Genomic DNA, 25,955 nt, shown 5'->3' on the forward strand with positions numbered 1-25,955 from the left:
TGCGGTTCTGACTGTCAAACTCGCTCTAAAACATTTTCACACAGCCTAGGCCGAATGCTGCCTCTGCCCCTAGCCTGTACGCAGTTCACCGATCATCATGGGTACAAAGCACGATAGTCAGCTTGGATATGAACAGGCTTCATATGGAATACAAACGGGCAATAAAGCGGAGTGCAATCTCACCAGGTATTCCAGCTGGTATTCCAACCAAAAATAAAAATGAATATAAGTTATAAAAATCAATATGATAAAGGCTAGGTTCAGATTACCCCGGCCCACCAAACAAGCTAGACAAAAAAGGCACTTGGCGATTATCGCAAGTGCCTTTTTTGTGCCTGAACGATTGACGTCGGTTCATTGATAGCTACCTCGCAGCTTGACGAAATCAATGGCTTCGCCTCAGGATTGCGCCAACTGCCATCATATCGCTATCACTCACTGTTTAGCGCCGACCCAATCGTTCCGGATATGGACATTCAATGAAAAATCCAAAGTTTTTGCTCTCCCTTTCATGCCTCCTGGCCGTGTCACTTCTGAGCGGTTGTGCTGCGTCGGTAAAAAGTGGCGGTGGTGAAACGCTGGCGATTCAGGAGTCGGCGAAGCAAAACCTGGTGGTCAATTTCAAAGGGAACAGCAAGGTCCAGCAGAATGAAGACTGGCCCCTTTTGCAACGCGACTGGAATGAGGCCCTGCAAGCAGAAGCCGCCCGTGCCGGCTACGGCCTTACAGAGGCTCAGACATTGAGTTCGGGCACCAAGGATGGCGTCGGCATCACCATCAACGTGAGCAACTTCCGCTACCTGACGCCGGGGGCGCGCGTTGCTGCTGGCATTATGGTGGGCAACGCCTGGGTCAATTCCAGCGCCGACTTTTCTGACTTGAAATCGGGGAGTCTGATCGGCACCCGAACCTACGACACGTCATCGTCGGCATGGGAAGGCGTGATGTCGGCCATGACCAAAAAACAGGTCCAGGCGATTGCGCAGCAAATCATCAGCGACATCAAGAGCGCGAAGGCCAAGTAATCTGGCTCGTAGTGGTTCTTGCTGCGCAGACTGAACAAAGCCGTAAAGCGTCGAGAAATCGAAGCTTCACGGCTTTTTTGTTACCTGGATTTTTTATCCAGCGATCAAACGACTTTCAACTCCACCGTCACATGCCCCCGTGTCATCCGCGAATACGGGCAGATCTGATGCGCAGCGTCTGCCAGTTCTCGTTTCACGCGGTCCTCCAGGCCAGGAATGTTGACGTTCAGGCGGACCGCCAACTGAAATTCGCCGCCCTTGGTTTTGCCCAAGTCCACCTCGGCATCCACCGACGTATCTTCTGGCAATTTGACTTTCAGTTGCCCGGCGGCCACCTGGATCGCACCGATAAAACACGCTGAATAACCGAGCGCAAACAGCTGCTCCGGATTGGTCCCCGGCTTGCCTGAACCGGGGGAGCTGAATTTCACGTCAAGCTCGCCATCGCTGGATTTGCCGGTGCCCGTGCGGCCGCCGACGGTGTGGGTTTTGGCTGTGTAAAGAACGGTTTCCAGGGAAGTACTCATGACGATAACTCCTGAATGGGTGACGGGCTGATAAAGCCTGCGAACGACCTGACCGTGCAAGCCTAGCAGCGCACTATCGGCTTTCAAGTGACGCCAGTCGGAAGCCATCAGGCAAAAAAAGGCACTGGATGACGATCGCCAGTGCCATTTTTAACCCCGGAAAAACCGTCAGCGCGCCGACAACATAAACGTGTCGTACTCCAGGTCTTCCAGCGCCGTGGACAGTCGATGCAACCCCAGCAACACACACACCAGCAATGACAGCGTGAACCCATAGCCAAAAAAGCTTGGGCCAAGGTACATGCTGAGCAGCGTCAGCCCCCCGTTCAACACCGCAAACAGCACGCACAACTCCAGCACCACAGTGCGCTTGTCCAGGTAGAAAAAGACGTTGAGCAACGCCATGAACACCACCTGGATGCTCACGCCGATCAGGTCGATGTAGAACAGCGGCAGGTAGTAGCTGGAGATGCCCAGCCAATCCAGCAGACGCGGTGCGAACAGGAACAACAACACCACCGTCAGCCCCTGCACCTTGCAGATTTCCAGCAGGCCCTGGCGGATCGACAAGGTCATTTCGGTTTTCAACTGACCGATGTGCTGCAAGGTTTCGCCGTCGCGGATCGCCCGGAACAGTCGGTCGTACCATTCGGCAAAATCGGTTTCGATGCGCACCAGAAACACTGCCATGCCGGGGATGATTGCCAGGTAGGCGAGGAAGATCGGCAGGTCATACAGGATAGACGCGCGCAGCGGACCGATGACGATGTTCGAAGTGCCGGGGTTGAACCAGAACAGGAACTTGTCGATCCAGATGCCGAAGTTGTAGAAAAAACCGGTGGCGAGCAGGCTGAGGAAAACCTGGCGGCGATCGAGAAAATCGAAGGCGATCAGTTTCTCCGCCCGGTACTCGCGCAGGATGTCGTAAAGAAACAGAAACAGCAGTGCGCTGTGTCCGATCAACAGCGCAAGCAGCAAGCCCGGTAACTTCAGGAAGCTCAGCACATAGGCACTGGCCACCATCAGCGTGTAGCCCACCAGCATGACCAGCAGAATGCGGTTGTAGGCCTTCATCCCCGACAGGAAGATGATTACCAGCCACAAGTTGCACAGCACCACGAAATTAGACAGCACCAGCACCCGGTAGATCAGCGGCTGATCGAACATCACGGTCAGCACGATGATGCCCAGTACGCCGGCAGCAAGCGTGACCAACAACAAGATGCCCAGCAAGTTGGGAAGGATCTGTTCGTACTTGTGCTCGAACAATCGGTCGGACACGAACCGGGTGAAGTACAGCTGCAAGCCACCCGTGAGAATCAACGAGGTGGCCATCAGGTAGGTCACCGTCACCAGAAACTGCCCCACCAACGAGTTGGGTATCACAAGGCCCAAGCTGATGATGCCCACCAGCATCACGCTGATGATCGACAACACCCAGGGACCGGAGCTGATCAGCCCGGCGTACACGTAGGCGTGCAGGGTTGCGGTGTAGGAGTCGCGCGAAAGGATCTTGCGCAGTTCGAAGCCAATGCCGGCCATTTAACTGTTCTCCATGGCTGCTTTGTACAAGTCGCGATAACGCTGCAGCATCAAGGCTTCGGTGTAGTAACGATTGACCCGCAACAAGCCGCTGGCCTGAGCGGCCTGCCAGCGTTGCGGGCTGCGCAATAGTTCAAGGATCGCGGCGCAGGTGGCCTGTGGGTCGGCAATCGCCACCACCTTGCCGGCCAGGCCGAGGTCGCGGTCCTCGGCGCTGCCGCCTTCGATCAATTCCCGGCACGAACCCACGTCGCTGCTGACCACCGGCGTGCCGGCGGCCCAGGCTTCGAGAATCACCAGCGGTTGCGCTTCACTGATCGAGGTCAGCACCATCAGGCCGAGCTTCGGCAGGAGGTCCTGAATGCGCTGGAAGCCAAGGAAATGCACCTTGCCCTCCAGGCCCAGGCTGGCCATCAGGCTGCGGCATTCGCTGACATACTCCGGGTCTTCCTCTTCCGGGCCGACGATCCAGCCTTCCGCCTGGGGCATCGCGCTGATCACACCGCGCATGGCCCGCAAAAAGGTTTTCACGTCTTTGATCGGCACCACACGCCCGATCAAACCCACCACCGGCGCAATGCCGGGCGCACGGGCTTCCAGTGCGCGGCTCCACTGCGGCAAATCGATGCCGTTCGGAATCACCTGCGTGCGGGCAGGGTCGGCGCCGTCCTTGATCTGCCGCTGACGGTTGCCGTCATACAACGCAATGATGTTATCGGCGCTGTTGTAGGTCAGTTGACCGATGCGCTCAAAGAAGCGAATCCACAAGGTGCGGATGTAGCCCGAACCGGCATCGAGGCTACGGTTCAGCGCCTGGCCGGAGCTCTCGGCGATCCACGTGGCCTGGGCCAGGTCGATCTTGCGTTCCTTGGTGTAAATCCCGTGCTCGCTGAGCAAGTAGGCACAGTTCCAGCGCTGCTTGAGGATGCATCCCAGCAGCCCGGCGTACCCGGTGGAAATCGAATGCAGTACCCGCGCCTGCGGCATGTTGCGCGACGCTTCGGCGAGCATCAGCAACGGCGACTGCATCGAACGCAGGGTCCAGAAATAGTTGACGAAAGACGGGTCGGCACAATGCTGGCGATAGCCCTCGCTCAACACTTCCCAACTGGCGCGACTGCGCAGCACATCGTCGAGGCTCAGGCGACCCTGTGCGATGCAATCGAGCAAGCGCTCACCCAGTTCGGGCTCCGGCGCATCCGGGTGATGCAGGAAGCGATACAGGTCCAGCAGCTGTTGCGGATCGGCTACTCGCGGCGCGGCGCGGGTGTTGGTTGGACGCGTCGCATCTTCGAGAAACACCTCTTCAATGTGCAACACATTCGAGGGCACTTCGTAGCGCCGCGACGGATAGGCCGAACGTTGGCCGCCGATAAACATCACCGAAAAAGTCAACTCCGGCAGGCCGAGGATCATCTGATGAATCCAGCTCGACACGCCGCCACGCACGTAAGGCCAGGTGCCTTCGAGCAGCAGGCAGATGTCGGCAACCGGGGCTGCTTCCTTATGCTTCATGTCCAGCTCCTCACCAATTCAGCGAAAGGAGGCCGCTGACGGGTTTTCTCCGGAAGGCTTGCGAGCAACCCCGGAATTTCGTGATAACGACCGGCCTCGAACGCCAGCTCGGCGTGAAACGGCAACACCTGCGCGGCCCCCATGCCGTTGTCCTGGGCCTGATGCAAAAGGACTTCGGCGCGCTCGATATCACCCCGCTCCAGGGCAATGCGCCCCGCCAGCAGAAACAGCTCACCGCCCTCGCCCGCGCTCAAACCCTGTTCGGCATGATCGCTGGCCCGGTTGAGTACGTGTTCGAGCACGCTGCCTTGCGCCAGGCCGAGATACGCCAACTCCCAATACCAGCGCGCCAGGGTGCCATGCAGCGCACCGGCCACTTTGGTGTTGGCATCGGCCAGTTGCCCAAGGGCGATCTGGATGCGCAAGTTGATGTCGCTTTCCTGCTTGTCGAGCATCGAGTACGCCAACAGACGTACGTCGTCACTGGGATCGCCAAGCGCCAGTTTGAGGATCGGCACCGCTTCTTTGCCCGGCATCCGCCGCGTAGCAAGCAAGGCGGCCAGACGCTGATCCGGATCCGGTGCATGACGCAGCACATCCTGCAAACCGCCGTCGGCAAAGATCGGCGAATGCGACTGCAACTGAGCGCGAAACGGCAGGCTCGGGATTCCGACCGCTTGCCAGGCTTGCTTGTCACGCTTGCGCGGCAGGTACAACGCAGGAAATATCGACGCGACCACACCGATCGCCCCGATCACCGGGACAAAGAATGCCAGGCTGAAAATGAACAGCGGGCTCCAGGGCAACGGCGCCCGGTAGCGTGCCGGCAACAACAGCCACACCGCGGCGCACAGCAGCACGCAGGCCAGGCCATGGCTGAGGGTGAACACCAGCAATTGTTGTAACTCGGGCGCTGCCAGCCACAAACTGGCCCAACTGCCCGCCTCTAACAACAAGGCTCCGCTAAACAGCCACTTGCTGATCATTCAGGCCACACTCGTTGAACAGGAAATTACGCAGCCCGTTGCGTTCACAGCCAGGCTCCAGATTGAAAGGCATCACCCGCACACCGAGGCTGTCCAGGTTACTTTCAATGCCAAAGTGCTCATGCAACAACAGGCTGATGCGCGCCAGATAACCTTCGGTGCCCTGCGGGCTGGTCAACGGCAAAAGCACCAGCAACAGCCTATGACCCCGGTTGTTAAGCACCGGCAAATGCAAATCGAGACCGCGCTGACTGCGCTCCATCAAACGAGTCAGCTCTTCGTTGGGACGGGTCATTTCAAACGCAAACAGGCCGGCCGGCAATTTGTGCTGCTCGACATCCACCAGCGAACGTTTGAGCTGCAGGGTGAATTGCTGTGCATCGGCGTCGGGCAGTTGCAGGACTTGCGGGTCTCGACGCAACAGGTCGGCGATGTGCCCGGCGAGCAGCGCCAACAGGCTCAGAGTGCGATCCTGGAAGGCGAAGAACGGCATCTGCCGAACCGCCAGAATCGCCAGCAGACGACCCTCGGCATCGATTAACGGAATGCACGCCTGCAACGATGAGAACTGCGCGGAGGTACCGGAATCGATCAGCTCCTGACGCACACTGACCAGTTCGCCACGCTCCAGGCACAGCTTGACCAGACCATCCTCAGTGCCCAACGCCCCCATGACACCGATGGTTGCCAGCGCGTCAGGGAGGACATTTTCTTCGCGCACGTCCACGCGATACAGACCGGCCACTCGCAGCGCGCCGTATTGTCCGAGCATCGCCACGATCGGGTCTGCCAGCGCGCCCAGCGCATCGTTGTCCTCCGGCATCACCCGAAGTTTTTCGCGCAGGCCCAACAAGGAGCTGCGCAAGCTCTGGTCGCTACCGGCCACGCGCTGCTCCAGCAGGTCGTGGGAAACCCGCAGAATCTGGTGCGCGCGGGTGAATTCATCGAGACGGTACTGACGATATTCGTTGGCCATCTGCAAACGCTCAAGGCGCCGCATCCACAGGTCACGCACCTCGCCGACCAGCATCCCGCAAACCAGCACGCCGACGATGAACGAAGGTTCGAGCCTGGTGTAGTTTTCATGGCCGCTGTAGCGCAGCGCAAACAGCGCCGCCACCAGCAGGCTGGCACTGAACAAACCGCGCACAAAACCGTAACGCACACCCAACAGCAGCGGCGCCAGAATCGGCCAGGGGAAACCACCGCGCATCTGTAACGGGTCTTCAGGGGTCAGCCACAAGCCGAGGCCGATGGCCAGACCGGTCACCAGTAACGTTTCCAGCCAAGACACCGGGCCGCTGGCTTGAGGCGCCAGGCTGTAATCCATGTGGGGAGAATTCATTGCAATCACTCGAACCGAAGGGCGCCAACAAGTTTGTCGAGCACCGTTTGGGCGGTGCCCGCGAGGCTTTCACGGGACCAGCCGGCACGCGCGCCACTCTTGCTCCAGAGTACGCGACCGCTGCTGCCATCGAGTACACGCAGGCTGATGCCCACCGCTGGCTCGCCGTCCAGGCCGTTCTTGTACTGCCACTCTTCAACGCTGCCGGCGATCACATAATCGAGTTTCTGCTCACGCGCCCATTCCAGGGCTCCGGCCAGACGCTCGTTGTCATCCATCAGCGCTTGTTCGCCCTGAGTGCTGACCGGGTAAACCCGTGGTTGCAGGCCGTGGCTGCTGAGCACGCTGAGCAGGATCTGCTCGCTGCGTTCACCGGCCTGTGGCGTCTGCGAATAGTTGACCATCGGCACAATGCCCCACTGCGCATTGCGCGGCAGGTTCGGGCTGGCCTCATCGGTGAAGCTGGCGCAACCGGCGACGAACAGGACTGCCAGAGCCAGGCTCAGATTACGAATTACTTGCATAGGTTTTTCTCCTGTAGACATTCCATGATCAGCGTCCAAAACGCACGCCGTAGCTCACACCCAGTGTTCCGCCGGACTGACCATCCCCGCCTTGTGGCGCGGATTGGTAGCCGAAGGTCAGGGCCAGTTCGTCATCACCCAGCACTTCGAAGCCGATCCCGGTGTTGATGCCGTAGTTGAAGGTTTGATCCAGCCATTGCCAACCGGCCGTCACGTCCACCAGCCAGGTGTACTGCGGTTTGGTGCGCACCAATGCGCCCGGTATCCCGCGACGCCATGAGGTGCCGACGTACAGTTGCCCGTAGCGGCTCTGCAGCAGGTCGCTGCCCATGACGGTTTGCGTATCGCTGGCGTCGAGTTCTCCGGTTACGGCATCACGCTCCTGATCGGGCACGATTACCGGCCCGCCGTTGCGGCTGGACAGGTCGTCCAGGCGGCGGTCGTTCACGTTGTTGTGCTGATAGTCGACACCGCTGCGCACGGTCCAGTTGGGCCCGGCGAATTCCAGCGTGTGGTTGTATTCCATCTTCAGCGCCTGGCCATTACCCAGGTTGTCGCCGGCACGGGTGGAGAATGACTTCTGCGCCACTTCCCAACTGAGCTGATCACGCGCGGAGAAACCATGGCGACCACCGACCCACACACTGTCGTGCTGACCAAAGGCGCGCATCAAACCGCTGCCCTCACTCTTGCGATGCCAGTCCAGACCGGTTTCGAGTTCATCGCTGACGCCCAACTGCCACGTACGGGAAAGGCCCAGGCCATTGCGGTCGTCGTCCTTGCGCTGACTGGTGTCGGCGAACAGTTTGTAGCGGCCGTTTTCCACCGGACGGATCAGCGTCAGGGCCGCGTTGCGTTCCTCGCCGAGTTGCGAAGAGTTCACGTCGTCGCCGCTGTAGGTGCCCTGCTCCAGCTCAATATCAGCGTACCAGTTGTCACCCAGGTTACGGGCGATCTGCAGACGTGGCGCGTTGAATTCCAGGCCGCCGAAATCCTGCTGATGCCAGGACAGCTGCGCCCCTTGTGGCGTGGCTTCGTGGATTTCCACCGCCTGACGGCGCAGTTGCTCACGCACGGCGCCAGGCTGCTCGTCACCGAGCGCGGAGAGGTTGACGTCCAGTGCTTCTCCCAGACGCCCCAGACGACTGAGGGCCTGAGCGCGCTGCGCCGGGTTCAGATCGCTGCTGGCCAACAGCGTTTCGACCTGTTCTTTATTGCGACTGCGCAGGGCCTGCTGAATCTGCTCGTAGCGCTCGACCTTCAGGCCCTGGCTGCGTGCCCAATCCAGCCACTGGTCTTTCTGCGATTCCTGATTCGTCGCGTCGAGACGTGCCAGCAACCGTTCGAACCACAATTGCAGCATCGCCGGCGAACCATCCTTCCACTTCAACACTTCCTGCTGAGCCTTGCGCGGCGAATAGCTGCTCGCCATCAGGCGCAACCAGATCGCATAACGCTGGGACGACGGTTGAATGCTTTCGCCCTCGGGGCTGCGCAGCAGCTTTAAACGCAGACGCTGGGCAGCGTCCTGATAACCGGCGCTGTCGAGTGCATCGGCATAGGCCGCGCGCACCAGCCAGTCATTCGGGCTGCCCTTGAGGTACATGCGGTACCAGGCCAACGCGTCACTGTCGCGGCCAAGCATCTGGCTGGCACTGGCGAACGGCAGCCACAAGAGGCGGTCTTCACGCGCCTGCGCACGCCATTGACTCAGCAGCGGCTTGAGTCGGGTGGTGTTGCCCTGATCGACGTAAAGCCACATCAAGCGCTCGCGGAACAGGTTGTCGTCGGGGTAACGCGACAAGCCCAGCTGGTACAAGCGCTCGGCCTCGTCGCTCTGTCCCTGCTGCACCGCCAGCGCACCGCGCACCGCCAGCACTTGTGCCTGCTCATAGGCCTGCGGGTATTGCTCGGCATCCTTGAGCAGTGCAATCACTTGCGGCCAGTCCTGTAACTCCTGTGCTTGCTGCAAGGCCTCGACCAGGCGTTGCGGATCCCTTGCGCGGTACCAACTGCCCACCATCAGTTTCAAGGCACGTTGCGGATCGCTGGTGCGATACAGGGTGATCAACTGGCTCTCATCGCCGCTGGTCAACTGGCCATTGAGGGCGAGCATTCTTTCCAGCGAGACCTGCAAGTCTTCATCGCGCTCCAGATCCCAGGCCAGAGAGGCTCGGATCCGCCAGTAATCCGCGTCCGTAATGCGCTCGTCATTGGCCTGTACCACGCTCCACGCCGCCTGGTCATCAAACAGTTTCAGGTAGGTGTTGGCCCAGTCGACCTGTTCGGTGGTGTTGAGCTTGAAACGTTTCGAATAGTCCTTGTAAACCTTGGCCTTGGCGGCGAACTGCCCGGTGTTTTCCAGGTTCTGTAGCAAACGCGTCCATGCCAGACGGTGCGTCGGGTACTTGCGCAAATAGACATGCAACCAGGCTTCGGCCTCGTTCGGCGTACCTCGCGATTCGTGACCATAGATCAGCGCATCGAGCTCGATGTCGGTGAGCGCGCGCATCTGCATGATGTCTGCGAGCAACGGAATCGACCGATCAAAATCGAACTGCTGACTCGCCAGACGCCACGCGTGTTCGCGGGTCTGGGGGTTTTCCTGCAACGCGAGCAGACGAATCCAGTAACCCAGCGCGGCTTCGCTCTCGCCACGCCATTCACCGAGGTGGGCCATTTGCTCGAGCAGCGCCGGATCATCCGGATGGTCGATCACTAACTGCTGACCGGTTTCCCAAGCCCCCGCCAGATCGCCAATGGCCAGGCGCATGTGAAAATCTTTCTGCAGGATTTGCGGGTTATCCGGCTGCAGGACTTGCCACTGTTTGAGCACTCGCTGCGCCAGGTCAAAACGCTTGCTCGCCACCGCGACATCGACGCCCTGCTCCAGCCACGGGGCATCGGTTTGTGTATTGTTCAGCTGCGGTAATTCATCGGAAAGCACCTGCGCAGCCTCGTCGCCACGACCGGCGGACAACAGGCTGTCGAACGCCAGTTTCGCGTAGTCGCGACGCTCGGTTGCTTGCTGGCTGTCTCGTTTGAGTTGCAGATAGACGTCCGCTGCCCGAGCGGGTTGCTCGCCCGCCATATACCACTGAGCAGCGGACTTAAGCGACTCGGTGCGCAACTGTGGATCACGACCGGCAATCTCCTCGAAGACACTGGCCGCAAAGGCCGGGGCCTGCAACGTCAGCGCCAGCTTCGCCAGGTTCTGCAACAACGGCACCGGCAGTTTGCCGTGATCGAAGCTTTTCAGTCGTTCGACCAACGCTTGCTGCGCAATCAGATCGCTGCCGTTTGCCGCGACCAATGCATCCAGCTCCAGGCGGTAGTAAGCCTGGATGTCGGGCAGCGGCTTGGGCCAGGCCTCCAGATGTTGCCGTGCCTTGGTGTAGTCGCCGAGTCGAATCAGCAGATCGACCAGTTGCATACGCAAATGATCATCTTCCGGGTGAGCCGTCAGCAGCAGCTCGGCGTAGTTGGCCGACACCGCATCCGGCTCACGACCATCGGGCTGGAAGGTTTCTTCGCGCTGGAAAGTCGCCCACAGCAGACCGCCCACGGCGACCGCCACTACCGCCAATGCCCAGGGGTTGAGCAGACGGCCGCTTTTGGTGGCTGAGGAATTAGTTGCAGACGAGCTGACCATTACTCACCTGCTTCATCGGTAATTGAAAAGTCCACAGACCGGCCGAGGCCTTGCCCGCAAAACGCTGGCCGTCCACCTCCACCCGGCAGGCGCTTGTCGAGCGTACCGAGAACGTCAGATCGAACTGCCCTGCAAACGAAAAGCTCACACGACGATCATCCAGGTAACGCCAGTCCACCAATGGCAGATTGGCCTCCTCCAGCGCTGGTCTGTCGTCCCGGTCGGGTCGCAGCACCAGCAACGCCCGGTCGCTGCTCAAATGCACATAGCGCCCTTGGGGCAAGTCGCGCACACCGGCAATCCCTTGTGAACGCAGCAAATCCGGCCAACCCATTTGCGGGTCTAGCCGCACCGTGCGCAGCGCGTCCATGCCGCGAACCTGCCAGGCACCGTCGGCAGTACGCGCCAGGCTGGCCTGGTACAAGCCGTGCAGACGATCGATGTAATCGCTCATCCACAGCGACATCGGCTGCTGCTCGCGCATGTAGCCGTAGATCTCGTGCATCGCCTTGATCGAAGCCTGCTTGGTGCTTGAGTAAAAGTGGTAATAGAGGTGCAGCCCGCGCAGACGTCGCGGGCTGTCAGTCAGTTCGAAGGTGTCGACCAGATCGCGGAAGCCGTAATACGGGCCTTTCCACAGGTTGGTGAAGAGGTTCTCGTTGATGATCGGCGCGTAGTACTGCAACCCACCGGCGGTCGGTCGCAGCAACGGGTTCAACCCGGTCAGCGACGGATCGGCCTTGGTCATCCTGGTCTCGGCGCCGTTGACGTTTTTCAGACCGGCGTCATAGGCCAGCTTCAACGTCGCCGGCGAAGGCAATGCATCGCCTGGCCAGAACACCAGCTTCACCGGCTTTTGCGCGGTGGTGAGGTTCTGGTTGATGTAATCGCGCGAACCGAAAATCTCGCGGCGGAAATCGATCTTGTCGTAGCCCGGGATGGCCATGTTCAAACCGTACTCCGGTTTGAAGTTTTCGCGTTTCCTGGCTTTGTCCGGCTGCATGAAAAACGGGTGGCTGAAGGTGTGCGTGGCCGCTTCGACTTTCGGGTTGGCGAAGATTTCACGGGCGATCGGCTCCAGTTCACGCGCCAGGAACGGGAACATTCCGCGCGGTGAAATCTCGCCTTCGACGATCGACACCGAGGTCAGAAACGGGTTGGGCTTGATGAAATCTTCCAGCGTATGTCGGCCGGCGTATGGCGTGCCTCGCACTTCGGCGCGGGATGGAAACCCGTCGCCATCGATGTGCACCGTAGCGATGCGACGGCCGTTCTCCGTGGTGGTGTCCGGACGCGGTTGCACCGGCAGACGCAAGCTGGCCTGAAGGAACGCGAACGGATCGAGAATCCAGCGGCTGCGTTCGTTGTTCACTTCGAGAATGTACGGCGCAAGGGCCAGGCCGCCCCACTCGCCAATCACCACTGGAGTGAAAACTTCGCCACCGGCATTGGTCAGCGACAATGCTGCTTTCGGCCCGTTGGGCAGCACTGAAACAGCGGTCAGGTCACGGGATCGGGGCTGCACCGGTGCTTCGAACGCCCCGAGCAGCGCCTTGTCCTGATGAGTAATGGTCAGCACTTGCGTGCCCGGAGGTGCATCGCGCTTGAGGCCAAGGCGCTTGAGCAGGAGTTTGTCTTCAATCGGCAGACCGGAGAAGAAAACCACCGGCACGTGCTCGTCCAGACGCGCGTTGATCCAGCGGTTGAAGGCCGGACTGTCCTGCGGCGGGCCGCTGGTCATCCAGGTAACGACACCGGCATACAAGCCACTGAAACGGTAGCCCGGCAGTGAGTTGTCGGCCGGCAGGTAATCGACACGATAACCGAGGTACTCGAGCAGACCGCCGAGCAGGCTGTGCCCGGCGTTGTCGGCCAGGTCGCCCTCGCGCGGGTCGAAAACCAGCGCTACGCGGCGAGGCTGCACTTCGATGTTGCTAATGCCCATCGAGTCCAGATCAGGGGTGCCGATGTACGGGATGAACCCCTCGTCGCGCAGACGCTTGGCGAGTTTGCGCGCCTCTTCGCGACGCTCCGGCGGCAAGTAGTCGATGGCGACCAGCGGGATGCCTTTGGCACGCAAGGGTTGCAGGTGTGTTTCGAGCCACTGACGATCGGATTCGGACACCGGCCGATAGCGCTTGGCGGACGCATCCCAACCGGCGTAGATGGACTCGACGGCCACTGCGGCGGCAACGCCGTCAAGGTCTGGAAGCACTTCAAAGCCGCGGTTGAAAAACAGCTTCAGCTTCGGCTCACGCTGGTGCAGTTCACGCAGGAAACTGGCGAGGGCGACGCGCTGGGCTTCTCGCGAGGCTTGCGGCAACAACTGAAAACTGTCGAGGGTATCGAGGAACAACCCGGCATACCCTTCAGCCTGCAAAGCCTTGGCGGCGCTGAACAGATGCTCGCGCCAGGCCGGCGCGGAGAGGTCCATGACCTGGCTGTCCCATGCGTCGTTACGCACCGGGCTGACCGCTTTTTTCAGGCCGGCCTTGTCGATTTCAACCTTGGTGCCACTGAACTCGCCGACCGACAGATAAGCGAACGGCTGACTGCCCAGCTGGCGCAGGGTTTTGACGTCCTCGGCAGTCATATGGCCCGGCTCGACCACGGACCAGTCGAACTGCGCCAACTCGGGAATTGGCGGTTGGTCGGCGTACCAGAAGGTCACGCTGGAGGGCTGCGGCAAAGCGGCAGCCTGGACGGCCGGCCCGCTCACGAAGAGCGCCAAGGCAGCCAGCAGCCGCTTGACGACCGCGCGGATAGGCATCCTGCGAAAAACGATTTCCATAATTCACTCTTGAAATGACTGAACTGATACGGCGCGAACCGGCCGGATTACAAACTGCGCAGAAGCTGTGCCAGGCCCCGGCCGATGGAAGTCGGTGCAGGGAGGGTGAAACGCTCAAGCAAACGAGCGTTGTTGGCGCGCGAATGACGAATATCGCCTCGACGTGGCGCTTGATAAGTCACGGTCAAAGGCCTGCCGGTGGCGCGTCCCAGTTCAGTGATCAGGTCGTTGAGGCTGGTGGAACGGCTGAGCCCGACATTCATCGCACTAGCGCTCGGCTCGGTTGTTTCAACCGCCTGGACGAGGATGCTCACCAGGTCTTCAACAAAGACGAAGTCGCGGGTCTGTTCGCCGTCACCGAAAATCGCCACAGGTTTGCGGGAGATCGCCCGTTCAGTGAAGATGCTGATCACGCCGGAATACGGCGATGACGGGTCCTGGCGTGGACCGAAGATATTGAAGAAGCGCAGGACCACTGGCTCCAGACCGTGCTCACGGCGATAGAAATCCAGGTAGTACTCGCTGGCCAACTTGTCGCTGGCATAGGGCGTAAGCGGGGACTTTGGGGTGTCCTCATCGATCGCCGAACCTTCGCCATTGTTGCCGTAGATGGCCGCGCTGGACGCAAACACCACGCGCTTGATCCCCACCTTCAACATTTTTTCGCAAACGTTGAGCGTGCCGACGAAATTGCTTTGATGAGTGCCAACCGGATCATCGACCGAGGCTTGCACCGATGCCACCGCAGCCAGGTGAACGACTGCGCTGCAATCACGCATGGCCTGTTCCACGACTGCAGCGTCCGCCACATCACCGACCATCAGGTCCAGATTGGCATGACCAACCGGCAAGTTATCGACCTTCCCGGTCGACAAGTTATCCAGTACACGCACGTTGTAGCCTTTGCCCAGCAACGCTTCCACGAGGTGTGATCCGATGAATCCTGCACCGCCGGTAACCAGTATTCGCCCAACAACCATGAGTTTTCTTCCTGAAGATTCAAGCGCAGACATCGCGTGAACGTCCGCTAGACAGTGGCTTTGTAGAAATCATTACCCAGACTGATGGCGTTTAGCCCGCAAACCAGAACTGCGACATCGTCCAAATCCTGAAGGTTCAAAATCATTGGGACGATCTGCTACCTGTGCGTCGTTTTTATGGCGTAGAGCCATCAAAACGCGGCCGATAATGTGATACCAAAGAGATACTGTCAATGTTTTGTCTAATTTCTTTAAGGCGTCAAAAAATACACAAAAGACGCCGTTAAATTGACGATCCTTATTAGATGCATGGTGACATGCAATACCGCCCGGACCATCGCCGAAACCAGTCAACTCCTCGAAAAACCTCAACGAGGAGCGGCAGCTTTAGCGTCGCCCAGGCTCTATGCTGATGTGTCAGATGCAGGGGCGACACACCGAACTGCAGCACTCAGGAAGATCACCATGAACCTCTGGGTCACTGCCCTCCTGGCGACCATGTTTTGCCTGCCGACATACGCCGCCACCAAGGTCGAGACGCGTGTCGAACAGATTGATTTCAAGAGCGACTCTGACACCGTCAAGCGCTCCGGCTCGATCAAAGGCCAGCTCACCGCTCAGTACCGTCTGAGCGCAAAAGCAGGCCAGATCCTGACCGTCGATCTCGAACCGCCCAACACCTGCGCCTACTTCAACATCACCGCCAAAGGTGCCGACTTTGCGCTGTTCAACAGCTCGGTCATGGGCAATCACTTCCTGGGACCGCTGCCCGCCGATGGCGAGTACACGGTTCAGGTCTACCTCATGTGCAACGCAGTGCGGCGCAAGGAAGTGGCGAATTACCGCCTTTCATTGAACCTCAGCCCCGCTGACGGCACACACAGCACTGCGCCGTTTGACCAGGTGCTCGAACTGCAGGGCATTCACTTTCATGTGAAAAGCGAGCTGGTGGGCGGCAGTCGGGTATTGCGTATTTCCCCCTTAGGGCTGGAAATCGACAACTCGGACATCACTCGTCCCCTGACCGGCGACATCGTCCGGGCCGAAGTTGCGGACCTTGATCAGAATGGCTCACCCGAGGTGTACGTCTTCGCCAGATCACCTGGCCCCAGGTTGCCGGGCGAGCTGATTGCCTACGCTGCCAATCAGAAAAAATCGCTCAGCGAAATTTATCTTCCGGATATCAGCGAGAACGCGAAAGCGGCGCAGGGTTATCAGGGTGAGGATGAATTTGCGGTGGTGGAAAACGCATTGGCGCGGCGGTTTCCGGTGTATGACGGCAGCGATGCCGGAGCGGGCAGAACGGGGCGAATACGGCAGATTCAGTACAGATTGAAGCCTGGAGAGGCCGGGTGGGTGTTGAGGGTTGATGGGGTGACGGAGTATTGAACAATCCCTGAGCGAGACCTATGCCTAACCTGTGACAGAGGCGGCGATTGCTTACGCTGATTTCGCAGGATTAACAATTTCTTGTCATAAAAAGACTAAATGAAACAGGCACTTGGAGAGCAAACACCAAGTGCCTTTTTCCAAGAGATGTTTTTTTCAACGAACCATCAAGGTTGAACACCTTTGATTTTTTCCAGTCGCAGTGGGTAACCCGAGGCTGGCTGAACCACTGTCTCGCTTTCAACGGTTTGAATCACCCGACCGTCAGCGTCCTTGGTAACGGCGATGGTCTTGCTATAGGTGCTTTGCACCACACAGCCGCTCAACACGAACACGGCACCCAAGATCAAAGAGCACTGGATAATCTTCACGCGGGAGTTCCTTCTCTTGAACATAAGAACAATCACTTTAGGGACCATTACTGCCCACTTCAACATCAAAATGACATCAACCAACTTGAAGCAGTGCTTTGAGCATTTTTCTCTACACTCATCCCATCCAATACAAATCGTTCGGATACCAAAACCTGACCTTTCATCACTTTTATCTACCGAGCCCCCATGACCCTCAAAGACCGCTTGAAGCAAGGCAAGGACGCTCGAAAAAACTGCCCTCGCAGTGCTCAAGCGGCCACCGGAAAAACCAGTCGTGACCCGCTGCCACTGATCAAGCGATCCAGCGAGGGACGGGTCAATTCTCTGGTCGAGTTACGCTATGGCCGCATGCTGGTGTCGCCGTTCACCTTTTATCGCGGCAACGCGCTGTTGCAGGCTCACGACCTGGCCGGCACGGCGAACATGGGTCTGGTGTCGACGATCTGCGGTGACAGTCACTTGATGAACTTCGGCGGTTTCGCCACGCCAGAGCGCAACCTGCTGTTCAGCGTCAATGACTTCGATGAGGCCCATCCCGGCCCTTGGGAGTGGGATGTCAAACGTCTGGTGGCGAGTTTCATGGTGGCCGCCCGGGACCTGCGCCATGGCGAAACCGTGGAAGAAAACGTCTGCCGCGAAGTGGTCGCCGCGTATCAGCAAACGATGCTCGAATGCGCAGAGCAAAGCGCGTTGGAGACTTGGTACGAATCCATCAGTTATGACGATCTGCGGCAACAGGCGAGTAAAGCCACGCTGGAGCATGTGGAGCGCGCCATCGCCAAAGCCGAACGCCGCACCCATGCCGAACTGTTGCCGAAAATCAGTGAACGTGACGCCGCAGGCCGTCTGATCATTCGCGATGATCTGCCGGAAATTTTCCATCTGCACAAAAACACCACGCTGCTGGATGCCGACGATGACTGGCTGCGGCTCGCGGACTGGCGACCGCTCTACGAGACGTTCATGAATGAATATCGGACGACCCTGCAAGCCGACCGGCGCGGGCTGCTGTCACGCTTCAGTGTTCAGGACCTGGCGTTCAAAGTGGTCGGTGTCGGCAGTGTCGGCACGCGCTGCCTGGTGGCGCTACTGACAGACGAGCAAGAGTTCCCGTTGTTCCTGCAATTCAAGGAAGCACGGCGGTCGGTGCTCGCCGATTACGTGAAGGCCAAGTCTCGCGTGCGGCATAACGGTCAGCGCGTGGTCGATGGTCAACGGCTGATGCAGTCCGCCAGTGATCTGTTCCTCGGCTGGACCACCGGCCCCAACGGTCGCCATTTTTACGTGCGTCAGTTGCGCGACATGAAAATCTCCGCCGAACTGGAAACCTTCGACGCCGAAGCCTTTGCCGCCTATGGCCGAATCTGCGGCCGCGCCCTCGCCCGTGCCCACGCCAAATCGTCCGGGCATGCTGCGCAGATCAGCGGTTATATCGGCAAAAGCGATGCGCTGGCCGATGCGCTGTTCAAGTATGCGAAATCCTATACCGAACAGAATGACCGCGACTTCGAACGCTTCCAGCAAGCCTGTCGCAAGGGGCGTTTGCGGGCACGGTCGGAGGCGGACTTTGCGGCCGATCATTTGCCGTAAGCCCCGACTTTGCCGCGGCGCAGATGAATTTTTCTTCACCCCATCGCGCCCCGGCAACCGGTACATTGCGCTCGCTCATTCAAGAAACTACGGTTTGCCCGCCCTCCCGCGGGCTTTTTTTTTGGTTCTTCACGGATTACCGGGAAAGACGCTCTTGGTCTTCATGAAAAAGAATTCGCTGTCCCGGTAGCCGTACGCCATCCGCTTGATGACTTTGCTCACGGATTACGCGTACGACCGCAGTCTCCTGTAGGAGCGAGCCTGCTCGCGATGGCGGCTTCACTGTCGATAAAAATGTCGTCGTCATTGCAGGACATCTCCTACCAAAAACGAAGAAAACACCCACAGATTTTTAGGGTTGTTGCTCGGAAGCGGGCTCTTTAGTCTTTGCTTGTCACTGAAAACTCAGTGATCGGGTGTGAGAACCTGGCAACTTATGGTCATACAGAGCCTGTAACCGCATAATCGCGCCAGCTTATCCGCTGTCCGCAAATGCGTTATGGCGGCTGTGTGCGGGCAGACTTTGGTCTGGCCCGGGTGTCCATGACCGGTTTTCTCACCCCGCACATAGCTGCCACCTCTTAGCCGCGTGAGAAACGGCAAGCGGCGGCTCCAACGCAAAAGGAAAATTTGTATGGACAAATTAATCCCCGATCCCCCGACTACCTCCCCATACCGCCCCAGCCCCTTCTTCACGATCCTTCCCGACATCGGCACTGAAAACCTCCTCGCCCATGCCTGCGAGTCATTGGCATCCGCCAGCGTCATGACCAGCGATTTAGCCACCTACCTCGATGGTTCACAGCGCAACACCGCGCTGGCCATTGCGCAGATCATCATGCTGGCAGAGCTGGCAGTGAACCAGGCACTGGATAACGTTGATCCGCAGGAGTAGGCAGGCATACCGCGTCATCGTTAATCGCGAGCAGGCTCGCTCCCACACTGGACCGCGTTCCCTTGCGGGAGCGAGCCTGCTCGCGATGACGGACGGCCAGCCGACAGTGATGTCATCTGATCCACCGGCACATCCAGCCGCGCTCGCCCATAAAACGCCAACGCCGTCAGCAAACACGCCAGCCACACGAAGATCCCGGCCCAAAACGTGTGGGACATGTAATGCCAGCCTTGCAGGACCCGCGTCGTGCCGTAGACAAAACCGAGCAGCAGCGAGCCGTACATCAGCGCTTTCGAATAGCGCCAGCGATAGCGGCGCGCCACGAAGTACAACGCCAGCATGGTGAACCCGCCGGACGCATGCCCGCCCGGCCAGCAGCGCCCCTCACCGGCTTCCCTGAACAGTTGGAAGTTTTCGTACCACTCCATGTGGGCAATTTTCCCGCCATACAGGGTCGTTTCAATTGGGCAATACACGCTGGTGTGCGCCTTGAGGAAATGGATCACCCCGGTGCAAATGGCAAACGCGAACACCACAAACAGAAAATCCCGACGATGGTCATAGGCAAACTTCAGCACCGGAGCGGCTTTGCTCCGCTCCAGGAATCGGCCAAGACGTGGACGCTTTTGCGGGTTGATCAGCGGCCAGACAAACGACAGCATCGCGCCGATCAAGGCAATTTCAGCAGTCCAGTTCGGAATGATCCGCGCCCATTTATGGGTGAGCTTTTCAAAGAAGTGAACCTGGTCGAGCGGGAAGGTCTGGGTCAGCGGATCAAAAAAAAGATTACTGAACGCGATGTCGATTTTGGTCATGTCGAACATCAGAAAAACGACGGCTGCGCAGGCCAGTGGAATACCGAAGTTGAAGTAGTAAAAACGCATGGGATTACTCATTGGCTGGTCACCGAGCGCCAGTCGGAAGCTTCAATATAACCAAGCATTCGCGGCGCCTGTAGCGATTCGGCGGAGATAAACAAAGAGGCGCCGTAGCCAAGAGAGGCCGTCGGCAGCTTGAGGCCTTTTTCGATCTGCGCCATGCATTCACTGTGGGTCACCAGAATCAGATTACGCCCTGGCACTTTGTGCGCCAGCGCGTCACGCAACATAGTGCCCTTGCAATTGATCAACCACTCCTCATGGGTACTCACCTTGTTGAACATGTAGGAGGCCGTCTGTGCGGTCCGCATCATCGGGCTGTTGTAAATGTCAGCCTCACCCAGGCCGAGCCTTTCGAATTGCGCACCGACACTCACGGCGACGCTGCGCGAACGATCCGTGATGCCGTCATTGCCCGTCAGACACGCGGCCGTCGAGTGATCGCAGCGCTCGACATGGCGCACCAGCACAATCATGTCGCCCTTGGCCCAACCGGATAACAACGCCCGGGCGCCCGAGACATTGCCATGGGCCAGGTCCGGAACGGCGGCAGGCCGCAACAGCCAGACGGTCAACGGGATCACCAACAGCGCCGAGGCGAGTACCACTGCGGTGTTTCGATAGCGGGTAAAACGGCTCAGATCAATCGAGCGTTTGACCCCGAACAGACTCAGTCTCAATTCCACATCAGGCCGCCTCACCGGCATGCATCACTTACATTCGATGCCGCGAGGGTAGAGAGGCTCGCGTCGGCAGCCGGTGAAACCCATGTGAAAAAAAGCTTAAGCCCCCCTGCAAAAACTTTTGTTACAGAACCGTCTGACAAAATCCTTTCAGCTCTCGCGATTGCTGCCGATACAGACCTGCTACACACCCTTGGCTACCAAAAACAACAATCTTCCAGCCAACCGACGACCAAAAGCGCAACGTTCCTGGAGGAATTTGATGAATAGCTGGTTCGGCAACATCAGCGTGAACATGAAACTGGGCCTGGGGTTTGGCCTGGTCCTGGCACTGACCTGCGTCCTCGCCCTGACCGGCTGGACGAGCCTGGGCAGCCTGATTGACCGCAGTAACTGGATGAGCGACATCACCCAGCTCAATGCCGGCCTGACCAAACTGCGTGTGGTTCGCTTGCAATACATGCTGACCAACGGCGATGAAACCACCGCGCAGAATGTCCAGACCACCCTGGATGCGTTTGCCGCTCAGCAACAAGCGCTGCTGGTGAAGTTCAAGAGCCCGGAAAACCTCAAGTTGCTCAAAGAGCAAGGTACGCAAATTGACGCGTACAAAACGTCCCTGAACAAAATGCGCAGCGCCTACCGTTCCGGCAACAGCGCGCGCGACGCCATGGGTACCAACGCGGAAAACGCGAATTCGCTGATCAACGCCATCAGTACCCGTGTACAACAAATGCCGTTGAGCGATCAGCGCTTCGAACAATTCCAGGCCATCACCGCCGCCAAGGAAGCGTTCATGCTGGCCCGTTACGAAGTGCGTGGTTATACCGCGACCACCAACGCCGAGACCGAGCAGAAAGCCGTCGGCCAACTGGATGCGGCCATCGCCAGCCTGAAACAACTCAATGTGCAATTCGCCGACACGATGCTGGACGAGTTGCGTCAGCTGGAAACGGCATTGAGCAATTACCGCAGCGCTTTGCAGGCCTATAAGGCCGCGAGCAACGATGCTGTGCAGGCGCGCAAGGAAATGACCGATCAGGGCGCCGCCATCGTGACCCTCAGCGAGCAGCTGTATCAGATCCAGCTCGACCGTCGTGACGCCGAAAGCGCACAAGCCCGCACTCTGCAACTGATCAGCACCTTGCTGGCGTTGCTGGTCGGGATCATTGCTGCCGTCATCATCACCCGTCAGATCACCCGCCCGCTGCGCGACACGCTGGCAGTGGTCGAGCGCATCGCCGGCGGCGACCTGTCCCAGGACGTCAAAGTGACCCGCCGCGATGAACTCGGCGTATTGCAACAAGGCATCGCGCGCATGGGCGTGACCCTGCGTGACCTGATCAGCGGTATCCGCGACGGCGTTACCCAGATCGCCAGCGCCGCCGAAGAGTTGTCCGCTGTGACCGGGCAGACCAGCGCCGGCGTTAACAGCCAGAAGATCGAGACCGATCAGGTGGCCACCGCCATGCACGAGATGACCGCCACCGTGCAGGAAGTCGCGCGCAATGCCGAAGAAGCGTCACAAGCAGCGGCCGCCGCCGACGGCGAAGCCCGCGAAGGCGACAAAGTGGTCAACGAAGCCATCGCTCAGATCGAGCGTCTGGCCAGCGAAGTGGTGCGTTCCACCGAAGCCATGAGCGTGCTGCAACACGAAAGCGACAAGATCGGCAGCGTCATGGACGTGATCAAGGCCGTGGCCGAACAGACCAACCTGCTGGCGCTCAACGCTGCCATTGAAGCGGCACGTGCCGGTGAAGCCGGTCGCGGTTTTGCCGTGGTGGCCGACGAAGTGCGTGGCCTGGCCCAGCGCACGCAGAAATCCACCGAGGAAATCGAAGGCCTGGTGGCCGGTTTGCAGAACGGTACGCAACAAGTGTCCGCCGTGATGAACAACAGCCGCGCCCTCACCGACAGCAGCGTCGCCCTGACCCGCAAGGCCGGCGTATCACTGGAAAACATCACCCGCACGGTGTCCAACATCCAGTCGATGAACCAGCAGATCGCTGCCGCCGCCGAACAGCAAAGCGCCGTAGCCGAAGAGATCAGCCGCAGCATCATCAACGTACGCGACGTGTCCGAACAGACCGCCGCTGCCAGCGACGAGACGGCCAAGTCCAGTGTTGAACTGGCGCGGTTGGGGAATCAGTTGCAGATGATGGTGAGTCACTTCAGGGTTTGAGCCACCCTCATTCGTCGACAAGCGGCGCTCCCACAGGATGGCACCAACCCTGTAGGAGCCGGCTTGCTGGCGATTGCGGCGGATCCATCGACATGGATTGCGCCTGACACACGGCTATCGCCAGCAAGCCGGCTCCTACAGATCAATGGCGATCAATCTGTCAGACCGTGCTCAAACACTAATCGCATTGGTAAACACCAACCGATTCCCGAACGGATCAGCGATGGTCATGTCCTGGCTGCCCCACGGCATGGCCTGAATCTGTAGGTGCGAAAACGTGTAGTCCTTGGCCAGCAATTGCTGCTGAAACGCCTCCAGCTCATCGGTCTCGATGCGCAGCGCCGAGCCCGGCGTGCTGTCGCCGTGATGTTCCGACAGGTGCAACACGCATTCGCCGCGGGAGACTTGCAGGTACAGCGGGAAATTCGGCTCGAAACGGTGCTGCCAGTCGATCTTGAAGCCGAGGAAGTCGACGTAGAACTCCACAGCCTTGTTTTCGTCGAAAATCCGCAGGATCGGGGTGGTTTTGCCGAAGCTCATCAAGTTGCTCCCAGACTGGTAAGGCCCAGAGTGTAGCCGGGCTAGTGTCAGCGCTTCGGCTTGGCGATGGCTTTCTTTAATTGCAATGTGCCACCACGTGAAGCAGTTCAAAAGATTTGTCGACTGATCCATCGCCATCGCTGGCAAGCCAGCTCCTACAGGGGACGGTGCAAGCCCTGAAAACCTGCGCGCAAATCGCCTTCCCGCGCCAGGAACCGCCCTTCCCGTTTCCCGTTCGCCTGCCCTTCGCTGTAACTCAACACACCGTTGACCCACACCCCGTCGATGCCTTCTGCCGCCCGCTGCGGATCGTTGAAGTCGGCGACATCGCGAATGGTTGCAGGATCGAACAACACCAGGTCGGCCCAATGCCCTTCACGGATTTCACCGCGCTCCTTCAAGCCGAATCGCGCCGCGGATAACCCGGTCATTTTGTGTACCGCTGTGTGCAGCGGAAACAGCCCGACATCGCGACTGAAATGTCCGAGCACCCGTGGGAAAGCGCCCCACAAACGTGGGTGCGGGAACGGGTCTTCCGGCAAGCCGTCGGAGCCAACCATCGACAGCGGATGCGCGAGGATGCTTCGTACGTCCGCCTCGTCCATTCCGTAGTACACCGCGCCAGCCGGTTGCAGTCGGCGAGCGGCCTCCAGCAGCGGAACGTTCCACTCGGCGGCGATATCCATCAGGTCGCGGCCACCGAGTTCCGGGTGCGGCGTGGACCAGGTAATGGTGATGCGGTGCGCATCGGTGACTTGCTTGAGGTCCAGGGTCGAAGAACTCGCCGCGTAGGGATAGCAATCGCAGCCCACCGGGTGGGTTTTCGCGGCCTCTTCAAGCGAGGCCAACAGTTGCGGACTCCGCCCCCAGTTGCCGGCGCCGGCACATTTGAGGTGGGAAATGATCACCGGTGATTGCGCATGACGGCCGATCTGGAACGCCTCGTCCATGGCCTCCAGCACGGGCTCGAATTCGCTGCGCAAATGGGTGGTGTACACCGCGCCGAACGCGGTCAGTTCTTCGGTCAGTTGCATCACTTCATCGGTGGACGCCGAGAACGCGCTGGCGTACGCCAGACCGGTGGACAGACCCAACGCGCCGGCTTCAAGGCTTTCGCGCAGTTGCTCACGCATCGCGCTGATTTCATCCGGCGTGGCCGTGCGAAACAGGTCATCAAGGTGATTGCTGCGCAATGCGGTATGGCCGACCAGAGCGGCGACGTTCAACGTGGTGTTCGCCGCTTCGACCGCCGCACGGTAGTCGCGAAACGTCGGGTAAACAAAGGCCGCCGAGGTGCCGAGCAGGTTCATCGGGTCTGGCGGATCGCCCTTCAAACTCACCGGCGAAGCGCTGATCCCGCAGTTGCCGACGATCACCGTGGTCACGCCCTGGCTGAGCTTGGGCAGCATTTGCGGCTGGCGGATCACCACCGTGTCGTCGTGGGTGTGCACGTCGATGAAACCCGGTGCCAGCACTCGGCCAGCGGCGTCGATTTCTTCGCTGGCGGTGGCGTCGTGCAGGTCGCCGATGCGCTCGATGCGGCCATGCAGAATCGCCACGTCGGCGAGGTAACCAGGGGCGTTGCTGCCGTCGATGATCAGGGCGTTGCGAATCAGCGTGTCGTACATCATGTCAGTCTCCCAGCGGCAAGTGATCGTCGCCGCCGCGGTAATCGTCGAGGGCGAGTTTGATCCGCCGCAGACGTTCTTGATTGTCTTCAGGATTGGCCAGCGCCAGCTCGGTTGCGAGCACATCGATGGCCAGCAGCATGCCGTAGCGCGCCGCCGTGGGTTTGTAGATGAACGAGGTTTCCGCACTTTGCAGCGGCAGCACGATGTCGGCCAGTTGCGCCAACGGCGAGTCGCTGCGTGTGATGGCCAGAATCCTTGCGCCGTAGTTGCGGGCCAGTTCCACCGTTTCGAGCAACTCAGGGGTAATGCCGGTCAGCGAGCAGACGATGACCACGTGCTCGGCACTGAGGCTGGCTGCGGTGACCCGCATCATCACCGGGTCGTGGCACACCGAAATCGGGTAGCCGAAGCGCACCAGCCGCACTTGCAGTTCATCGCTGCACAAGGTCGAGCAACCGCCCATGCCGAAGGCATGAATCATCCGCGCCTTGCCCAACAGTTTCACCGCGTCGGCGAAGCGCGACTCGTCGAACGCCGACAGGTGCTGACGCAACGTCGACTCGATATCGCCCACAATCTGCCCGTAGAACGCCGACTGGTCGGGCGTGCCCGCCGGGTCGAGAAAACGGCTGCCGACGCCGCTGGCCTGTGCCAGTTGCAGGCGCAGGTCGCGCAAGTCGCGGCAACCCACCGTGCGGGCGAAACGCGACAGCGTGGCGGTGCTGACTTCCGCTCTCAACGCCAGCTCGTCGAGGCTGGCGGCAGAGGCAAATCCTACGTCGTCGAGCATCAGCCGCGCGATGCGTCCTTCGCCGGCGCTGAAGGAATCCTGACGGGCGCGGATCTGGTAGAGGATGTCCATGGCAGGCGGCTCCGGTTAAATCAGGTAAGAAAGACCCACGGTCA

Annotated in this window: 20 protein-coding genes and 1 pseudogene; 6 read left to right on the plus strand and 15 right to left on the minus strand. The window is 59.5% G+C overall.

The window, feature by feature from the left end; genetic code table 11:
* The first annotated feature begins 479 nt into the window (after positions 1 to 479).
* Positions 480 to 1,025 carry a DUF4410 domain-containing protein gene (locus PMI32_RS13740; RefSeq protein WP_008029832.1) on the plus strand — a complete coding sequence of 182 codons (546 nt, stop codon included), beginning with the start codon at positions 480 to 482 and terminating at the stop codon, positions 1,023 to 1,025.
* 104 nt (positions 1,026 to 1,129) lie between these two features.
* On the opposite strand, the gene PMI32_RS13735 is transcribed toward PMI32_RS13740, so the two are convergent.
* The 9 genes from PMI32_RS13735 to PMI32_RS13695 form a co-directional block, all read right to left on the minus strand.
* Complete coding sequence (locus PMI32_RS13735; RefSeq protein ID WP_008029833.1) at positions 1,130 to 1,552, minus strand: organic hydroperoxide resistance protein; 423 nt, start codon at positions 1,550 to 1,552, stop codon at positions 1,130 to 1,132.
* Positions 1,553 to 1,720: 168 nt separating this feature from the next.
* On the minus strand, positions 1,721 to 3,094 hold the full coding sequence (gene pelG, locus PMI32_RS13730) for an exopolysaccharide Pel transporter PelG (RefSeq protein ID WP_008029834.1): 1,374 nt from the start codon (positions 3,092 to 3,094) through the stop codon (positions 1,721 to 1,723).
* A complete protein-coding gene (gene pelF, locus PMI32_RS13725) occupies positions 3,095 to 4,609 on the minus strand; it encodes a GT4 family glycosyltransferase PelF (protein WP_008029835.1) in 1,515 nt (504 codons plus the stop codon).
* A complete protein-coding gene (locus tag PMI32_RS13720; RefSeq protein WP_008029836.1) occupies positions 4,606 to 5,595 on the minus strand; it encodes a HEAT repeat domain-containing protein in 990 nt (329 codons plus the stop codon). The genes pelF and PMI32_RS13720 overlap by 4 nt, the downstream gene beginning before the upstream one ends.
* The gene (locus PMI32_RS13715) at positions 5,573 to 6,940 is read right to left on the minus strand and encodes a PelD GGDEF domain-containing protein (protein WP_008029837.1); all 1,368 of its coding nucleotides are present in this window, start codon (positions 6,938 to 6,940) and stop codon (positions 5,573 to 5,575) included. The genes PMI32_RS13720 and PMI32_RS13715 overlap by 23 nt, the downstream gene beginning before the upstream one ends.
* Positions 6,941 to 6,945: 5 nt before the next feature.
* Positions 6,946 to 7,464: a hypothetical protein gene (locus tag PMI32_RS13710; RefSeq protein WP_008029838.1), complete on the minus strand. Its 519-nt coding sequence runs from the start codon at positions 7,462 to 7,464 to the stop codon at positions 6,946 to 6,948.
* A gap of 28 nt (positions 7,465 to 7,492) precedes the next feature.
* Positions 7,493 to 11,116 (minus strand): tetratricopeptide repeat protein, encoded by a 3,624-nt coding sequence (locus tag PMI32_RS13705; protein ID WP_008029839.1) that lies wholly within the window; start codon positions 11,114 to 11,116, stop codon positions 7,493 to 7,495.
* Positions 11,094 to 13,907 (minus strand): bifunctional glycoside hydrolase/polysaccharide deacetylase family protein, encoded by a 2,814-nt coding sequence (locus tag PMI32_RS13700; protein WP_008029840.1) that lies wholly within the window; start codon positions 13,905 to 13,907, stop codon positions 11,094 to 11,096. Before PMI32_RS13700 ends, PMI32_RS13705 begins: the two co-directional genes overlap by 23 nt.
* Positions 13,908 to 13,954: 47 nt before the next feature.
* On the minus strand, positions 13,955 to 14,887 hold the full coding sequence (locus tag PMI32_RS13695; protein ID WP_008029841.1) for an NAD-dependent epimerase/dehydratase family protein: 933 nt from the start codon (positions 14,885 to 14,887) through the stop codon (positions 13,955 to 13,957).
* A 288-nt stretch (positions 14,888 to 15,175) separates the two neighbouring features.
* Here PMI32_RS13695 and PMI32_RS13690 point away from each other — a divergent pair, with 288 nt between their 5' ends.
* Positions 15,176 to 16,276 carry a hypothetical protein gene (locus tag PMI32_RS13690; RefSeq protein ID WP_238541026.1) on the plus strand — a complete coding sequence of 367 codons (1,101 nt, stop codon included), beginning with the start codon at positions 15,176 to 15,178 and terminating at the stop codon, positions 16,274 to 16,276.
* Positions 16,277 to 16,443: 167 nt separating this feature from the next.
* Here PMI32_RS13690 and PMI32_RS13685 read toward each other — a convergent pair whose 3' ends face one another.
* Positions 16,444 to 16,623, minus strand: coding sequence for a hypothetical protein (locus tag PMI32_RS13685; protein ID WP_411736640.1), 180 nt, complete (start codon positions 16,621 to 16,623; stop codon positions 16,444 to 16,446).
* Between the two features lie 213 nt (positions 16,624 to 16,836).
* On the opposite strand from PMI32_RS13685, the gene PMI32_RS13680 reads away from it, so the two are divergent.
* Complete coding sequence (locus tag PMI32_RS13680; protein WP_008029848.1) at positions 16,837 to 18,240, plus strand: DUF2252 domain-containing protein; 1,404 nt, start codon at positions 16,837 to 16,839, stop codon at positions 18,238 to 18,240.
* A 634-nt stretch (positions 18,241 to 18,874) separates the two neighbouring features.
* Positions 18,875 to 19,135 (plus strand): DUF6124 family protein, encoded by a 261-nt coding sequence (locus PMI32_RS13675; protein WP_008029850.1) that lies wholly within the window; start codon positions 18,875 to 18,877, stop codon positions 19,133 to 19,135.
* Positions 19,136 to 19,155: 20 nt separating this feature from the next.
* Here the strand turns inward: PMI32_RS13675 and PMI32_RS13670 are convergent, their stop codons facing one another.
* Together PMI32_RS13670 and pmrG are read right to left on the minus strand one after the other, a co-directional pair.
* Positions 19,156 to 20,019, minus strand: coding sequence for a phosphatase PAP2 family protein (locus PMI32_RS13670; protein WP_008029852.1), 864 nt, complete (start codon positions 20,017 to 20,019; stop codon positions 19,156 to 19,158).
* Between the two features lie 8 nt (positions 20,020 to 20,027).
* Entirely contained in the window at positions 20,028 to 20,699 is a 672-nt protein-coding gene (gene pmrG / locus PMI32_RS13665) for a lipopolysaccharide core heptose(II)-phosphate phosphatase PmrG (RefSeq protein WP_008029854.1), read from the minus strand.
* Positions 20,700 to 21,093: 394 nt separating this feature from the next.
* Between pmrG and PMI32_RS31100 the strand changes: the two are divergent.
* Both PMI32_RS31100 and PMI32_RS31105 read left to right on the plus strand, forming a co-directional pair.
* Positions 21,094 to 22,020 (plus strand): annotated as a pseudogene (locus tag PMI32_RS31100) (methyl-accepting chemotaxis protein); the annotation flags it as partial.
* Positions 22,021 to 22,164: 144 nt separating this feature from the next.
* Complete coding sequence (locus PMI32_RS31105) at positions 22,165 to 22,878, plus strand: methyl-accepting chemotaxis protein (protein WP_412548222.1); 714 nt, start codon at positions 22,165 to 22,167, stop codon at positions 22,876 to 22,878.
* Between the two features lie 171 nt (positions 22,879 to 23,049).
* On the opposite strand, the gene PMI32_RS13655 is transcribed toward PMI32_RS31105, so the two are convergent.
* The 3 genes from PMI32_RS13655 to PMI32_RS13645 form a co-directional block, all read right to left on the minus strand.
* Positions 23,050 to 23,418, minus strand: a complete 369-nt coding sequence (locus tag PMI32_RS13655; protein ID WP_008029858.1) for a glyoxalase superfamily protein — start codon at positions 23,416 to 23,418, stop codon at positions 23,050 to 23,052.
* A 155-nt stretch (positions 23,419 to 23,573) separates the two neighbouring features.
* The gene (locus PMI32_RS13650) at positions 23,574 to 25,049 is read right to left on the minus strand and encodes an N-acyl-D-amino-acid deacylase family protein (protein WP_008029859.1); all 1,476 of its coding nucleotides are present in this window, start codon (positions 25,047 to 25,049) and stop codon (positions 23,574 to 23,576) included.
* Between the two features lies 1 nt (position 25,050).
* The gene (locus PMI32_RS13645) at positions 25,051 to 25,911 is read right to left on the minus strand and encodes a MurR/RpiR family transcriptional regulator (protein WP_008029861.1); all 861 of its coding nucleotides are present in this window, start codon (positions 25,909 to 25,911) and stop codon (positions 25,051 to 25,053) included.
* Positions 25,912 to 25,955 lie beyond the last annotated feature (44 nt).

Source organism: Pseudomonas sp. GM60, assembly GCF_000282415.1.
Classification (GTDB): Bacteria; Pseudomonadota; Gammaproteobacteria; order Pseudomonadales; family Pseudomonadaceae; genus Aquipseudomonas; species Aquipseudomonas migulae.

Bases quoted from the DNA above. Each gene is read 5' to 3' on its own strand.
- PMI32_RS13655 (WP_008029858.1), bottom strand. From the start codon at position 23,418: ATGAGCTTCGGCAAAACCACCCCGATCCTGCGGATTTTCGACGAAAAC.
- PMI32_RS13650 (WP_008029859.1), bottom strand. From the start codon at position 25,049: ATGATGTACGACACGCTGATTCGCAACGCCCTGATCATCGACGGCAGC.
- PMI32_RS13680 (WP_008029848.1), top strand. From the start codon at position 16,837: ATGACCCTCAAAGACCGCTTGAAGCAAGGCAAGGACGCTCGAAAAAAC.
- PMI32_RS13670 (WP_008029852.1), bottom strand. From the start codon at position 20,019: ATGCGTTTTTACTACTTCAACTTCGGTATTCCACTGGCCTGCGCAGCC.
- PMI32_RS13740 (WP_008029832.1), top strand. From the start codon at position 480: ATGAAAAATCCAAAGTTTTTGCTCTCCCTTTCATGCCTCCTGGCCGTG.
- PMI32_RS13715 (WP_008029837.1), bottom strand. From the start codon at position 6,940: ATGAATTCTCCCCACATGGATTACAGCCTGGCGCCTCAAGCCAGCGGC.
- PMI32_RS13710 (WP_008029838.1), bottom strand. From the start codon at position 7,464: ATGCAAGTAATTCGTAATCTGAGCCTGGCTCTGGCAGTCCTGTTCGTC.
- PMI32_RS13700 (WP_008029840.1), bottom strand. From the start codon at position 13,907: ATGGAAATCGTTTTTCGCAGGATGCCTATCCGCGCGGTCGTCAAGCGG.
- PMI32_RS13645 (WP_008029861.1), bottom strand. From the start codon at position 25,911: ATGGACATCCTCTACCAGATCCGCGCCCGTCAGGATTCCTTCAGCGCC.
- PMI32_RS13720 (WP_008029836.1), bottom strand. From the start codon at position 5,595: ATGATCAGCAAGTGGCTGTTTAGCGGAGCCTTGTTGTTAGAGGCGGGC.
- PMI32_RS13705 (WP_008029839.1), bottom strand. From the start codon at position 11,116: ATGGTCAGCTCGTCTGCAACTAATTCCTCAGCCACCAAAAGCGGCCGT.
- PMI32_RS13695 (WP_008029841.1), bottom strand. From the start codon at position 14,887: ATGGTTGTTGGGCGAATACTGGTTACCGGCGGTGCAGGATTCATCGGA.
- pelF (WP_008029835.1), bottom strand. From the start codon at position 4,609: ATGAAGCATAAGGAAGCAGCCCCGGTTGCCGACATCTGCCTGCTGCTC.
- PMI32_RS31105 (WP_412548222.1), top strand. From the start codon at position 22,165: ATGCACGAGATGACCGCCACCGTGCAGGAAGTCGCGCGCAATGCCGAA.
- pelG (WP_008029834.1), bottom strand. From the start codon at position 3,094: ATGGCCGGCATTGGCTTCGAACTGCGCAAGATCCTTTCGCGCGACTCC.
- PMI32_RS13735 (WP_008029833.1), bottom strand. From the start codon at position 1,552: ATGAGTACTTCCCTGGAAACCGTTCTTTACACAGCCAAAACCCACACC.
- PMI32_RS13675 (WP_008029850.1), top strand. From the start codon at position 18,875: ATGGACAAATTAATCCCCGATCCCCCGACTACCTCCCCATACCGCCCC.